Origin of the sequence: Paenibacillus sp. AN1007 (assembly GCF_040702995.1) — a bacterium.
In the GTDB taxonomy this organism is placed as follows: domain Bacteria; phylum Bacillota; class Bacilli; order Paenibacillales; family Paenibacillaceae; genus Paenibacillus.
In genome coordinates, this window is the sequence record NZ_CP159992.1 from 5,067,271 (window position 1) to 5,080,942 (window position 13,672).

13 protein-coding genes are annotated in these 13,672 nt (G+C 45.0%); 5 read left to right on the plus strand and 8 right to left on the minus strand.

Features of this window, described 5'->3' with window-relative positions:
* Positions 1 to 77 precede the first annotated feature (77 nt).
* Together ABXS70_RS22680 and ABXS70_RS22685 are read right to left on the minus strand one after the other, a co-directional pair.
* Complete coding sequence (locus ABXS70_RS22680) at positions 78 to 1,631, minus strand: response regulator (protein ID WP_342554136.1); 1,554 nt, start codon at positions 1,629 to 1,631, stop codon at positions 78 to 80.
* A complete protein-coding gene (locus ABXS70_RS22685) occupies positions 1,606 to 3,363 on the minus strand; it encodes a histidine kinase (protein WP_342556219.1) in 1,758 nt (585 codons plus the stop codon). Before ABXS70_RS22685 ends, ABXS70_RS22680 begins: the two co-directional genes overlap by 26 nt.
* Before the next feature lie 481 nt (positions 3,364 to 3,844).
* Here ABXS70_RS22685 and ABXS70_RS22690 point away from each other — a divergent pair, with 481 nt between their 5' ends.
* The 5 genes from ABXS70_RS22690 to ABXS70_RS22710 are packed head-to-tail and all read left to right on the plus strand — an operon-like array spanning position 3,845 to position 7,839.
* Positions 3,845 to 4,213, plus strand: coding sequence for a multidrug efflux SMR transporter (locus ABXS70_RS22690; protein WP_366296739.1), 369 nt, complete (start codon positions 3,845 to 3,847; stop codon positions 4,211 to 4,213).
* Entirely contained in the window at positions 4,200 to 5,444 is a 1,245-nt protein-coding gene (locus ABXS70_RS22695; RefSeq protein WP_342554134.1) for an aminotransferase class I/II-fold pyridoxal phosphate-dependent enzyme, read from the plus strand. The genes ABXS70_RS22690 and ABXS70_RS22695 overlap by 14 nt, the downstream gene beginning before the upstream one ends.
* Positions 5,445 to 5,472: 28 nt before the next feature.
* On the plus strand, positions 5,473 to 6,348 hold the full coding sequence (locus ABXS70_RS22700; RefSeq protein WP_342554133.1) for a class I SAM-dependent methyltransferase: 876 nt from the start codon (positions 5,473 to 5,475) through the stop codon (positions 6,346 to 6,348).
* Positions 6,349 to 7,425 carry an acyltransferase gene (locus ABXS70_RS22705; protein ID WP_366291024.1) on the plus strand — a complete coding sequence of 359 codons (1,077 nt, stop codon included), beginning with the start codon at positions 6,349 to 6,351 and terminating at the stop codon, positions 7,423 to 7,425.
* An 18-nt stretch (positions 7,426 to 7,443) separates the two neighbouring features.
* A complete protein-coding gene (locus ABXS70_RS22710; protein ID WP_342554131.1) occupies positions 7,444 to 7,839 on the plus strand; it encodes a YvaD family protein in 396 nt (131 codons plus the stop codon).
* Between the two features lie 201 nt (positions 7,840 to 8,040).
* Here ABXS70_RS22710 and ABXS70_RS22715 read toward each other — a convergent pair whose 3' ends face one another.
* The 6 genes from ABXS70_RS22715 to ABXS70_RS22740 form a co-directional block, all read right to left on the minus strand.
* Positions 8,041 to 9,366 (minus strand): stalk domain-containing protein, encoded by a 1,326-nt coding sequence (locus tag ABXS70_RS22715; protein WP_342554130.1) that lies wholly within the window; start codon positions 9,364 to 9,366, stop codon positions 8,041 to 8,043.
* 253 nt (positions 9,367 to 9,619) lie between these two features.
* The gene (locus ABXS70_RS22720) at positions 9,620 to 9,934 is read right to left on the minus strand and encodes a hypothetical protein (protein WP_366291028.1); all 315 of its coding nucleotides are present in this window, start codon (positions 9,932 to 9,934) and stop codon (positions 9,620 to 9,622) included.
* A gap of 33 nt (positions 9,935 to 9,967) precedes the next feature.
* Entirely contained in the window at positions 9,968 to 10,831 is an 864-nt protein-coding gene (locus tag ABXS70_RS22725) for an inositol monophosphatase family protein (protein WP_342554128.1), read from the minus strand.
* Between the two features lie 108 nt (positions 10,832 to 10,939).
* On the minus strand, positions 10,940 to 11,941 hold the full coding sequence (gene uvsE / locus ABXS70_RS22730) for a UV DNA damage repair endonuclease UvsE (protein WP_366296741.1): 1,002 nt from the start codon (positions 11,939 to 11,941) through the stop codon (positions 10,940 to 10,942).
* Between the two features lie 193 nt (positions 11,942 to 12,134).
* On the minus strand, positions 12,135 to 12,458 hold the full coding sequence (locus tag ABXS70_RS22735; protein ID WP_342554127.1) for a hypothetical protein: 324 nt from the start codon (positions 12,456 to 12,458) through the stop codon (positions 12,135 to 12,137).
* 39 nt (positions 12,459 to 12,497) lie between these two features.
* Positions 12,498 to 13,598, minus strand: coding sequence for a D-alanine--D-alanine ligase (locus ABXS70_RS22740; protein WP_366291032.1), 1,101 nt, complete (start codon positions 13,596 to 13,598; stop codon positions 12,498 to 12,500).
* Positions 13,599 to 13,672: the final 74 nt, after the last annotated feature.

The following is a 13,672-nucleotide window of genomic DNA, read 5'->3' on the forward strand; positions in this document are numbered from 1 at the left end:
TCCCTGACGCTGCAAGCGCCGGTTGTCCTCCTCCTGAAAATATGGATCTGCGCAGCTCCACCACTGCCAATTCACTGTTAGATGCCGAATCTGCGGAATTCGGTAGGTGTCATTCCGGTCCATTTTTTGAACACCTGACTGAAATATTGCGAATTGCCTCCAAATCCGAACAGCTCCGCCAGCTCAAAAACCTTCACATCCCCGCCTCTGCGGATATGTTCACAAGCCCGTTCGATGCGCAGACGATTAACGTAATTGGAGAAATTTTCGCCAGTAACTTTTTTGAAAATTTTACCGAGGTAATCGGGATTCATATATAACATCTGATGAGCCACTCCACTTAAGGAAAGATCAGCCTCACCATAATGACGGTCTACGATGTCCATCATCTTCTCCACTGCCGAAGATTGGCGGATGATGTAATTTTTATAATAACCCGCGGTTAACCGGGTGGCACTGTCTGCGACAAATGCTTTTAAACCGGGCAGTGTATCCATATGTGTCAGTTCTGCCATCCGCTGCGTGAAATCCGCAGCCTCTTCAGGTGGGCAGACTTGAATCATCGCCGAGTACAGCTGCACGACATACGCGCGTGTAACCTCAATATCCAGCTTCTGTTCGGCCAGCTGCTCGAACAGACGGTGCACTTCAGCGGCAGCCTCCTCCGCATTCCCGGATTTAATCAGCTGGCACAGCTGTTCGGCATCCCGCTCCACATACACACCGTCGCACTCCCCTGCCAGTACTACATCCTCTTTGGTAATGAGCTTACCTTCCCCGATGAAAAAACGATGATTCAAGTACTGCATCACCTCGCGGAACAACCGACGGGACTGAGCCATCTGGTCGGCTTCACTAAGTGCGGCGGTGACCTCCAGCTTATATAGACGGGTAAAAGCCTGGCGGACTGCTTCAATTCGCTCCTGCAGTACCTGCAGCTCTACTGGTTCTGCCAGGACAATCAGGAGCTTGCCTTCAATGGTTGTGCTTAACAAAACGTCAGGAAGCATGTCAGCCGCTATATTTTTAATCGCAAACAAATGACTGTAATCATGCTCCTCCACAATACGAACCAGCAGTAACCGAACGCTTTTCTGCTGCAGCTCCAGATTGAATAGGTCCTGATAATATTCCAGATCCATCGGCCCATATGTACGATTGGTCATATACTCCAGCAAAAACTGTTCTTTCACATGGGGAAGTACTCGCTGCAGCCGCTGCTTCATCTCCCCTGCAGCATGCTCTTTCACCTGTGCATCCTGACGCTCCTGCAGCAGCTCGATCAAGGCATCGTGGATCTGATTTTCATTACAGGGCTTAAGCAGATAATGCTTCACCCCATACTGCATCGCCTTGCGAGCATATTCAAATTCCTTATAGCCGGACAGCATAATAAATCGCACAGCGGGATAGGCCTCAGATGCTTTCTCGATCAGACCCAGCCCATCCAGACCCGGCATGGAGATATCGGTAATGATAATATCCGGTTTGGAGCTTTCGATCTTCCCCAGCGCCTCGACACCGTTTCTGGCCGTCTCCACAAGCTCTGTCCCTGCAGCCGCCCAGTCAACGACCTGAGAAATCCCCTCCAGTATGACACGTTCATCATCTACGAGCATCACTTTGTACATCGTCATCGTCCTCTCTGATCCAAGGTATGCTGATCGATACTACAGTTCCTGATCCGGGCTTGCTGCTTATGCTCATGATGCCTTCGTCACCAAAGGTCAGCCTGAGACGTTCCTGGATGTTCGTAAGGCCTATGCCCTGTCCTCTGGTCTGAATCTGTCCTTCCTGCAAACGTTCCATAAATTCGGAAGTCATGCCCGGCCCGTTATCCTCTACCTCAATCCGGATATACTCTCCTTCTGCTCTGGCACGAATTCGAATCTGGCATGGCTCGATACTCGGTTCAAGTGCATAATGAATGGCATTCTCTACAAGCGGCTGCAGCGTTAACTTCGGAATTCTGGCTGTTCCAGCCTCAGGTGCGATATGCATGTCAAAATCAAGTCTTTCTTCAAACCGGGTACGCTGAATGGTAACGTAGCTGCGCACGATATCCAGCTCACGTTCCAGTGTAATCCACTTTTCGGACATATTGACCGAGCTTCGCAGCAGAAAGCCCAGCGCCTCGACCATCTCCGAAATTTGATGCTGCTTCTGTACTTTGGCAAGCCAGTTGATGGATTCAAGGGTATTGTACAAAAAATGCGGATTAATCTGCGCTTGAAGCGCTTTCAATTCCGTCTCGCGAATAACGAGCTGCTTTGCATAATTTTCATCAATCAGCTCTCGAATCCGCTGCAGCATCATCTTGAAGGTTCGATGCAGCAGTCCCACTTCGTTCTGCGGAGATACGGGAACGCTGCCAAGAGCGGCTTCTTCCAGTTTATCCAGGTCTCCCTTTTCAATATTACGCATTTTCTTAATCAAACGGGCGATCGGATGGGTGATACTGCGCGAGAATTTGGCTCCGAACATTAGAGCGACCAGGAAAATCATAATAAAAATGGCCATGACGAGCTGTTTGACAAACTGAATCTGCTTGAACATCTGATCGAATGGCGTGGTGTATAAGTAATTCCAGCTGGTATACGAGGAGTTAGCTCTCGCAACAAAAAATTTGCCCTGTTCTAACGTGGCGATTCCGTAAGGCTGCGTCCGCTTCAGCTCTTCTGCTATTTCGGACCTGCTGACCGTGGATTCGGTCGGATAGATGACCTCTGTCCCGTCAATAATCAGCAGCTGGGAGTCCTCAGCCGGTTCCTGCATCTGATCCTGTACGATGCGGTCCAGCCGCACACGGATAATCAGGGTGCCCAGCTTCTCCAGCGTAAATGCACCGCCAGTGAAAGACTTTACCTGTCTGACTGACATTAATCTGGCCTGCTGATCTCCACTCGCCTGCCAAACATTGGATCCGGCATACTGCTCTCCCAGCGAGATCAATTCCTTTTGCTTCTCCGCAGAGATGCCTTCCCGGTTACCTGCAGCCATCACATTGTTATCGTTGTCGATAAAAATCATGGAGTACACGTATTTCTCGGAACCCGCGTAGGCCACGAGGCGATTGGTAATTTTTTTGCGCAGACCGTTACGCTCATACCCCGTTTCGGACTTCTCCAGCTGCAGCAAATATTGCTGCAGCGGCTCATCCGACATCACTTTGAAAGATAAATTGGATAACTCGCGCAGCTTGTTTTCAATTCCGACGGAAGACATGTTGAGCACCTGTGATGACTTCTCATAGATCTGGCGGTCATAGATATTCAATACGTACTGCATGACAGATACATAGAAAGCAAAGCTGATTAACATCAAAAAGCCAATCAGCAGCATCGTTTTGTGATGGATGGGCATTGTGTTGAAAGCGTTTTTAATTTTACGCACTCAGGAGCGCTCCTTTGCTTGGCGAAGGGTGCGTTCGCCCAAAATGCTTCTGAATTTCTGTAAGTTATTTTGATATTTACACATTAATAGACAGATGACAAGTCATATTTAAATCTCGCATACCTTTCCCAGCATAGACTCCAATTTTCATGCAATTTCTCACCCATGTTCTATTGTGTAAAAACATATAAAACATTGTGATAAATATTTTCTTACCAGTAAGAGATAGACTCGACTCTATTCTTTTCATTTAGAGTTTAATGGAAATACATTTAATCGTTCATAGACTTTACATCTTTTTTTTAGTAGAAGGTGTTTTATTTTTACATTTTTTCTGTTATATATATATCTAGAGACATAAAGTAATTATATGAAGAAAAGGAATTATTTATTTAAATTTTTATCTTTGTCAAATCCAAGCTTATTATTCCTCAATAATAAGGAGGTGATTATTGTCGAGTGGGTCTATTTAGTATTGGCAATTATATTTGAAGTAGCCGGGACCACAAGTATGAAACTTTCCAATGGTTTCACCAAACTTATCCCCAGCATACTTCTGATTGTATTTTACTTAGGAAGTTTGTCCTTTCTTACATTAACTCTAAAAAAAATCGATGTTTCCGTTGCTTATGCAGTATGGTCAGGAATGGGAATCGTCTTTATCTCTTGCATTGGTCTTTTATATTTTAACGAACGCTTCTCTTTTGTGAAGTTTATTGCAATTATTTTAATTATTGTTGGTGTAGTTACATTAAATCTTACCAAAGATCAGCAAACTAATAGCCAAGAAGAGGCTAAGTATAGTAGTGAAATTAATTGATATTGGAGAGATTACATTGGATATATTCCATAAATGTATGAACTGGGAAGTAGTAAAGAATATGCGTGCTAATGATTCTTATCCGTATTTTAAACCTATTCAAGAAAAGATGGGTACAACAGCCATTGTTGATAATCAACATATGATTATGCTTGGGTCAAATGACTATATAGGATTATCAAGCGATGTAAGACTTACTCAAGCAGCTGCTGAAGCAATGAAAGATTACGGCACATCATCATGCGGCTCCAGATTCTTAAATGGAACCCTTCCACTGCATTTAGAATTAGAAACTGAGTTAGCAGCATTTTTAAATCGTGATCGAGCTATTGTATTTTCAACAGGATACCAAACAAACCTCGGGGTCATCTCAGCAATCATGGGACGTAACGATATTGCTATCGTTGATCGACAAGTGCATGCCTCAATTGTTGATGGACTCCGCCTCTCCTCTTGTAAAACATTACGATTCAAACATAATGATATGAATGATCTTGAAACGAAACTAAAGGCTGCTCCAAAAGATACAGGTAAACTAATAATAGTTGACGGTGTATTTAGTATGGAGGGGGATATCTCCAATCTTAAAACCATTGTTGCGCTTAAGGAGCAATACGGTGCCAGATTACTTGTAGATGATGCCCATGGAGTCGGAGTTCTTGGTATCAACGGAAGGGGAACAGGAGAGTATCTGGATGTGGAATCCAAGATAGATCTTATAACGGGAACATTCAGCAAGTCTTTTGGTAGTCTGGGAGGTTTTGTGGCTGGTGATGAAGAGATTGTTGATTATATTCTTCACAAGGGAAGAAGCATGATTTTTAGTGCGAGTATGACACCTGCGAGTACTGCTGCATGTCTTAAAGCACTTGAGATTATTAGAAACGAACCTGAACGTCGAGATCGACTTCATAGACATACCAAAAAGATGGTTGAAGGTTTACGAGATTTAGGATTCAATACCGGGAATAGCCAGACGCCCATTATTCCCATACATGTAGGCAGCGCGATGAAAACCTTTATTTTTTGGAAAGCCTTAATGGATGCAGGTATTTATACAAACCCGGTAATTTCTCCAGCGGTCCAAGAAGGCGGAGAAATGATTCGTATTTCTTTAATGGCGACACATACCTCTGAGCAGCTTGATGAATCTTTACATATTTTCGAGGATATAGGGCGGGAATTAAAACTAAGCAGTGGAAAGGAAAGTATTCCTCTACTAAATAGCTAAAAGTAACTTATAAGGAGAATTATATCCTATGCTTAATAAACTCGAATTGCTCTTTCGTATGGTTTGGTACAAAATGACCAACAAACACGCAAATAACACAAAAGATTATGATAAAGCAAGCGGAGATTACGATTCTTTTTTCTCTAAAATTATGGGAGAGCATTCAATTCATTTACTAGATAAAATAAACATTACTCCTGGTCAAGATATTCTAGAACTAGCTTGTGGTACCGGTTATATCACTAACGAGATTGCTCAGAGGCTCCAGGGTAAGGGATCAATTACTACAGTGGACCTTTCCAATGGCATGCTTGAGGTTGCTCGCTCGAAATTATTAAACTACCCTTCTCTAAAAGTTAATCTGCAGCTGAATGATATGATGACCTTCCTTAAACAGACACCCAGTTCCAGCTTTGATACTGTAGTCTGTGGTTGGGCCATCTGTTATACCAATCCTGTACTTTTTATGAGAGAAGTAAAGCGTGTATTAAAACCAGAAGGAAAGGTAGGAATAATAGAGACACGAGTTGATTCTGAGAAGGTACTTATGGATGCATTCGAGAAAGTTTTAAGTTTAAACCCTTCTTACCTGCAGCGCTATATTAAGGTAGAACTACCGCAGAATCCTACAGTATTAAACAAATGGTTTTTACGAGGAAATTTACAGACGTTACATTCATGGGAAGGAGAGCAGCCTATACCGTGCCAATCATCGGACGATGCTATGGAGTGGGTCTTACGTTCAGGTGCAGCAGCAGGTTTTTTAGATGTCATCGATCGAGAGAAAGAAGATGAAATTTTGGATCAAATTAAGAAACAGCTCGATCACGTGCTGCATTTAGAGAAAAAGCTCGATTTGTCCCATACCTTTGTTGCAGGCATTGCTCGAAAGGAAATCTCTTAAATGAATAAGAAGATTTTATATCTGGATAATATAAAGTCTTTTATGGCAGTGCTGGTAATTGTATTTCATACAAACAGTGCTTACGGGGCTGAAGGTGGCTGGTATTATGTTGAACTATCCAACGATGAACTATCCAAAACGATCCTTACCTTTGTTAATGCTGTATGCCAGACATTTTTCATGGGTCTATTCTTTTTTATATCAGCTTATTTTACACCACCTTCATTTGATAAAAAAGGATTCTATCCTTATATAAAAGGAAGAGTCTTCAAGTTACTTATTCCCGCTTTATTCTATTACTTTATTCTAAATCCTTTTTGTATATTTTTGGTAGAACCTCAGTCCCATCTTTCCTTATCTTCTTTTGGGTTTTACAACATGTGGTTCATTATGGCTCTGTTTTATTTTTCCTCAATCTATGGCTTGGTACGAAAATGGTTTGGAGGCTTTACTGTAAAAATAAACTTCCCATCCAAAATAGGCATATTGTATTTCATCCTATTAATAGGATCTTTGAATTTTGTAACAAGATTAATCTTTCCTACCAATATGTTATATATACATGATTTTTCCTTGGGATACTTTCCACAGTATATTATGTTATTTTGGCTCGGCACCGTTGCTTACAGGAATAACTGGCTAGATCAGATAGACTCGCTGCTCACGAGCTTTTATTTCCGAATCTCTTTAATAACTATTGTGACTTTGCCTGCAGCATTTTTACTCATTGATTTGTACGGAGGAAGTCTCGCTTCCTTTTATGGAGGATTCACCTTTGAATCTCTTTATTATTCTTTCTGGGAGCCGTTTACATCTATTGGGATTATTCTAAAAATAATCACTGTCTTTAAGACAAAGTTCAATTTTACTAATTCATTTTTATCCAGATTCAACCGTTCAAGCTATGCAATTTATATTTTTCAAGCTCCTATAATTGTATCTTTACAGCTAGCTCTACAAACCATTGATGTGAATATTATAATCAAGGTTATGCTGGTGAGTAGTATCACATTAATAATTTCGTTTTATTTAAGCCGTTTTCTCTTAAAAAATAAAATGTTGAATCAAATGATATGATGATTGGGAAGGAGTAACATGAAAATTTTAAAACCCTTTTTTTTGGTCACCGATATAGGTTTTATCGTCTACTGGATTATCATATATTTTCAAATCATACCTGACTCTTGGGCTTTTAAAGACTATACTAATCCCATTATGATCAACTGGAACTGGTCCTTTTTTCCTTTGGATATTCTTATCTCAATTACAGGTTTGAGCAGTCTTTATTTATATCAACGAAGCAACCCTTTATGGAGACCATGGTCACTCATATCTCTAGTCCTAACCTTTTGCTCCGGATTGCAGGCAATTGCCTTCTGGGCATATGCTGGCGATTTCGATATTTATTGGTGGGGATTTAATTTGTATTTAATGATATATCCACTGTTTTTCTTAAAGACTGTCATGAAACCTCAAAAAAATGCAATATAAAACTGACTCAACACTTTTGTTCACAGCTAATTCCTTGTAGTCGTAGCTAAACGGTGAGTACTTATTATTTCAGGTAGAACCAAAGTGCATAATTATAGCAAATAGCCTTAGTCCTAATTCTTCAGGACTAAGGCTATTTGATTTAGTTGGAAGCGCCCGTTAACTATTTTATTCATTTAAACGCTAATGAAATCATGATTTCTACGGATTTACAAATACCGTTTTGAGCTTCGCGATATACTGCACGTCAAAACCAAGACCTTCAGCCACCATAGCTACCGGTACATAGGTTTTGGATTCCTTACCTACTTTGTTCAGGAAAGCCGGGGTGTCCACAGCAACGGATGTGCCATTCACTTTTAAGGCATTAGCTCCGATCTTCACAGCTACTTTGCGGTCACCGTAAGTAATGGTTGCGGTTGCGGTTTTATTATCCCACACTGTTTTGGCTCCTACGGCGTTGACAATGTCCTGGATTGCCACAAAGTTTTTGCCGTTGCGGATAATCGGTTTATATGGAGTGTTGAGTGTTTTGCCGCTGACAATGATGTTCATCGGTTGACCTGCATCTGGTGCAGCCAGTTTGGTGTAGTCGCCCCAGATTGTTTTGGCAAACTCTTCAGCAATGGCAGCATATCCGAATTGATTCGGGTGAAAATCACGGTCTTTGATCATATGTGTCATCGTGCCTTCACCGCCAACAAAATCTTTGGCTACATGAGCCACTTTCACATCTGTACCCTGAGCTGCGAACTGAGCGGCAATGCCGTCAATCGTTTGTGTAAAGCCCTGGGAAGCCTGCATCAGCTTGGCATACAGCTCTTTGCCAGCGACTTCCGGCATCGGCTGGTACTGATCTGCAATGACGATCCGGGCCGATGGATTAACTGCATGAATATTATTAATGATCGCAGTAACATTGGTTGTATACGTGGCCAGCAGCTCTTTCACTTTCTCCTGCAGCTCCTGATCGCTCAAGGTGTTCGCTGTACCAAGCAGCTCGGATACGTCATTGCCACCAATCGTCATCGCTACGAGATTGGCCTGTGCAATGCTCTCACGGATGGAAGCCGTGTTTGCACCAATCTGACCGGCTCTCGGATCAGGCAGGTTAGGCTGAATTGCATCCGCAGTAAGCGTCTCTCCTTCGTTAACGGCATCAGTAAAGTTCTTCAGACCGCTGGTCTTAAGTCCGGCGATACCGAAGTTATCTACCTGTGTACGCCCATGCAGCAGACCTTGTTCCTGCAAACGCTCAACATAACCATATGGGGCAGTGGTCATCTTAGGCTCATACCCTACAGTAATGGAGTCACCCAGTGTAACGATGCGGAACTCTTTCGTCACTGCCGCTGCATCTTTCTTCGGTGCAGTCTTCGATGTTTCGTCCGAAGCCACAGGTAATACGCTCGTTTTGGCATCAGCAGCATGTGCAGGCAATGCGGACGATGTGAACAGCAGCATACCCGCCAGCATACTGGCTGAGAGACCTGCAGCTGTGTTTTTCCATATCCGTTTACGTTTCATTCTAGTGAACACTCCTTTGGTTGCATCTATATTTCACACAATTATATAGTAAGTCAGTCATTCTGATGACATATGCTTGTGTAAAACTATTCTATCATCTTGGAGCAGGTCCTGTCCTCTTTCCTATAAATGGGCATAAAATAACAGACTCCCCATCGTTGGGAAGTCCGTTAATCATACAATTCATCTCTATTGAGTGCCTTAGGGTCCAGGGTTTATGAATGATCATACGTTTTGTTTTGTGCGGGCTCATTTACTCTTGTCCCTGCTCTGAGTCTGCACCTTGGCCTGTAACTTGGTCTTGATCTGACAATGGTTTGCCATTCGCCTTTGTTTTCGACCCGGCAGCACGTTCCAGATAGCGATCATAGCGGTCATCCAGTTCCCGAGCCATATTGCGAAACTTTAATGTTTCCTCCACGATCGGGTCTCGTTCCGTCTGAATGCGCACCTCGTATTTGGGAGGAATGAGCTGACGTTCCTGCTCTTCAGCATCGACGGATGCTTCCATGTCTCCTTCCGTCAGCATGTCGCTAAGCCGTTGTTCAAGTTCTTTGGACTCATCCATTGTTATTCGCTCCTTCACTAAAGTGGTGTCTACTTATTCCAAACCTGTAGCCTTGGCTTCCTTCAACACATTGGTCAATGCATCATGAACCTTGCCATTGCTGGCAGCGATATGGTTTACCGCCAGTGTATATGGTGTTCCAACGGTATCCGTGACTTTACCACCGGATTCCGCTACCAGCAGTGCTCCTGCGGCAATATCCCACGGCTTGAGGCCAACTTCCGTATAGGCACTCAGCCGTCCTGCGGCAACGTAAGCCAGATGAATTGCAGCGGAGCCGCCTGCACGCAGGTTGCGAACCTGCGGAGCAAGGGCCTGAACAGCAGCCATATTCAGCGGCAGCGCAAACGTGGTATCTGCCGGGAAGCCTACCGCCACAAGGCTCTGTGCAAGTGTTTCTTCACCCGATACCGTCATCCGGTTTCCGTGCACGTAGGCTCCTTTCCCTTTTTCAGCAACAAATAATTCGTCCCGGGAAGGGTCATAGATGACACCCACGATGACTTCGCCCTTATGTGCCAGCGCAATGGAAACCGAATAGAATGGGAATCCATGCACAAAGTTCGTCGTGCCATCCACCGGATCCACAATCCAGAGGTACTCCTCCTCTGCTGCCTCTTTCAGCGCTCTTGCTGAAGCCTCAGGTCCTGGTTCGACTCCTTCCTCACCCAGAACAGCGTGATCTGGAAAATGGGTTAGAATCAGGCGGCGAATCATCTGCTCCGCGCCTTTATCGACTTCGGTTACCAAATCCTGCGGAGAATATTTGGTTCCTAGTTCACTTACCGTACCCAGACGGCTCTTGATCCACTCGCCCGCCTTGGATGCGGCATTAATGGCAACGGCAGTATAGCTTTTGCTTGTCACGACATAAGGTACCTTTTCCTTTTCACTCAAAGCGTTCACTCTACTTTCTATATCAATCTACGAAAAAGTTAAAATACTTGTTAGAAGTATACGTCCGAGCGTGTGTAAAGTTTCTTACCGCCCAAGCCCCTTTTGGCTTCAGGGATGGATGCGAACGGTGGACTCATCTACCCACTCCACACCCTCATTCTGATAGAAAGCCAGTTTCTGCATCAGCTGCACCAGAGCCTCATCCTTACGTTTCGCCTCAATCATTACATCAAGGGCTGGGGTATCTGCCGCAATATGACGCAGAAAATCAAGCAGCGGCTCAACCTCGACTCCATCCGCATGGCCACGAAGGTCCTTCTCGCTCTTCGGGCTGGAGACATGAATTTTCGGTACCAGCGGCTTATCCGCTGGTGCATCGGCCTGTGCGAGCGGTGACTGCCAAGTCTTTAAAATATCCGGCCACAGCTCCCATGGCTGCTCGCCTTCATTGTTCACCCACTGATGATGGATATCAAGTACCATAGGCAGGCCGAGGTTCTGACATACTGCCAGCGTTTCGGGCGAATTGAAGGTTTTATCATCATTTTCAAGTGTCAATCGCTCCTGGATGTCAAGGTCCAGTGTTGAAAAATTCTCCTCAAAACGCCGTGCTGCCGAGGGCTTGTCCCCGTATGCACCACCAATATGAATATTGTTCTTGGCTGTAGCATTGAGACCCATGGCATTCAGCATCCGGACATGATGACGCAGATCCTTCATTGAGCTGCGCAGCACCTCTTCACGAGGCGTACTCAGCACGGTAAAATGATCCGGATGAAAGGAGACGCGCATCTCGTTTTCCTTCACAAAATGACCGATGGCTTCGAAATCCGGCTTCAGTGCCGGGAACGGGTCCCAGTCACTTAAGTCCTCATGGGTTGCAAGTGGAATCAATTTCGAAGAAAAGCGATATACATGAATATGGCTGCCTTTATTATGCCTGAGCAAACGTAATGTATTGTGCAGGTTCTCGGCTGCAATGCGTTCCAGCTTGCGAAGAGCCGCTTCCCTGTCGTCGATTTTTTTAAAACTGGCCATCGTCATGGTCCGTGAAGGCGAAGCATTCTCCACGAGCACCGACATCGCCACGTAACCGAAACGTACAAGCATCATTTTCTTCCTCTCTGTTTAGGGCGGACAGACCGCACGGCTGCAGCAGCCGCGAAGATAAGCCGACACGGTATATAACCAAGTTTTACCCTAAACAAGGGACCATAATCGCATGCTTGCAAATCCTCCAGGCGCTCTTTGCAAGAAGTCATGCCCTCAAGTTAAACCCCAGTGATAGGCCCATCAATGGGCTCTATTCCTGAGCCTGCTCACCAAAGAACATCTCGTCGGCCAGTGCCGTCTGAATCCGTGATTCTTCCTCCGTCAGCTTACGAATAAGCTGCATTTCCACTTCCGTCACTTCCTGGTTCTGAAAATTGATCTCTGCAATGGAAGCCACGATCTTCACAATCGCCACGGCTGTATTATCCGGGGTGTAAGCAATGACCTTTTGCCCGGTTGGGAACACCCGGAAGCCTTGTTTGACCATTTTGCCGCGACCGTATTCCAGCAGTTCGAAAAGCTCCTGCTCGCTTTTGAATTTGCATACTGAATTAAACTCTGTCTGAAATCCCATGCACATTCCTCCTGATTTCCTGATTCGGTTCGTCTCAGGCTACGCCTGAACGCCGTTTTCGTAATTCAGTGCCTGCTTGCGGTTATACCGCTCCAGTCCCAGTTCGATCATACGATCCAGCAATTCGGCATACGATACACCTGTCTCGCGCCATAAAAGTGGGTACATACTGTAAGGCGTAAAGCCTGGCATAGTGTTCACTTCATTAATGAGCAGCGCTCCATCCGACTTGCGAACGAAGAAATCCACACGTGAAATGCCGTTACCTTCAATCGCACGGAATGCCTGCAGGGCTGCTTCACGGATGCGGTCAGCTGCCTCTGTGTCCAGCGGTGCAGGAATCAGCATCTGAGACTGTCCGTCAATGTATTTGGCAGCATAATCATAATATTCGCCGGAGGATACAATCTCGCCGGGAACCGATGCCATCGGTTCATCATTGCCGAGAACACTAACCTCAACTTCACGAGCTTCTACAAACTCCTCAACCACAACTTTGGTGTCATACCGTAGTGCAAACTCAATGGCTGTTTTCAGTTCATCGCGGTTACGCGCTTTGGAGATCCCTACACTAGAGCCAAGGTTGGCCGGTTTGATAAAACACGGATAACCAAGCTGGTCCTCGACCTGGACGATCATATCGTGCTGAGCCTGCTTCCATTGTGTCGCGTTAAAATACGTAAAGGCACACTGGTCAATCCCAGCCTGAGCGAACAGCTTTTTCATCACCACTTTGTCCATGCCGCCTGCCGAAGCCAGCACGCCTGCACCCACATACGGCATATCTGCCATCTCAAACATGCCCTGGATGGTGCCATCCTCTCCAAACGTGCCGTGGAGCAGCGGGAACATGATGTCCAGCGCTTCCGCCCCGCCCGATAAACGTGCAAACAATGCATTCAGTGCGTCCTGTGTGCCGCCCGCCGAGCTTTCCAGCTTCAAGTCTTCGATGCGTGCAAAAGGTGCATGCATCACCGCTCCTTTTTTCCACGTCCCCTGTTTGGAGATATAAAAAGGAACCAGTTCATACTTTTCATAATCAAATGCATTTGTTACAGCAAACGCCGTTTGCAGCGACACTTCGTGTTCGCCCGATTTTCCGCCGTATACGACGCCTACTTTTAATTTATTCATACTCATGCGTAACCTCCGATTATATCTGTACGTGATGCTGTCTGCGCAGCCATCTCAAATCCCTGCCCGGCTGCTTCCGG

Bases quoted from the DNA above. Each gene is read 5' to 3' on its own strand.
- uvsE (WP_366296741.1), bottom strand. From the start codon at position 11,941: ATGCTTGTACGTTTCGGTTACGTGGCGATGTCGGTGCTCGTGGAGAAT.
- ABXS70_RS22700 (WP_342554133.1), top strand. From the start codon at position 5,473: ATGCTTAATAAACTCGAATTGCTCTTTCGTATGGTTTGGTACAAAATG.
- ABXS70_RS22720 (WP_366291028.1), bottom strand. From the start codon at position 9,934: ATGGATGAGTCCAAAGAACTTGAACAACGGCTTAGCGACATGCTGACG.
- ABXS70_RS22680 (WP_342554136.1), bottom strand. From the start codon at position 1,631: ATGTACAAAGTGATGCTCGTAGATGATGAACGTGTCATACTGGAGGGG.
- ABXS70_RS22740 (WP_366291032.1), bottom strand. From the start codon at position 13,598: ATGAGTATGAATAAATTAAAAGTAGGCGTCGTATACGGCGGAAAATCG.
- ABXS70_RS22735 (WP_342554127.1), bottom strand. From the start codon at position 12,458: ATGGGATTTCAGACAGAGTTTAATTCAGTATGCAAATTCAAAAGCGAG.
- ABXS70_RS22705 (WP_366291024.1), top strand. From the start codon at position 6,349: ATGAATAAGAAGATTTTATATCTGGATAATATAAAGTCTTTTATGGCA.
- ABXS70_RS22715 (WP_342554130.1), bottom strand. From the start codon at position 9,366: ATGAAACGTAAACGGATATGGAAAAACACAGCTGCAGGTCTCTCAGCC.
- ABXS70_RS22685 (WP_342556219.1), bottom strand. From the start codon at position 3,363: ATGCCCATCCATCACAAAACGATGCTGCTGATTGGCTTTTTGATGTTA.
- ABXS70_RS22710 (WP_342554131.1), top strand. From the start codon at position 7,444: ATGAAAATTTTAAAACCCTTTTTTTTGGTCACCGATATAGGTTTTATC.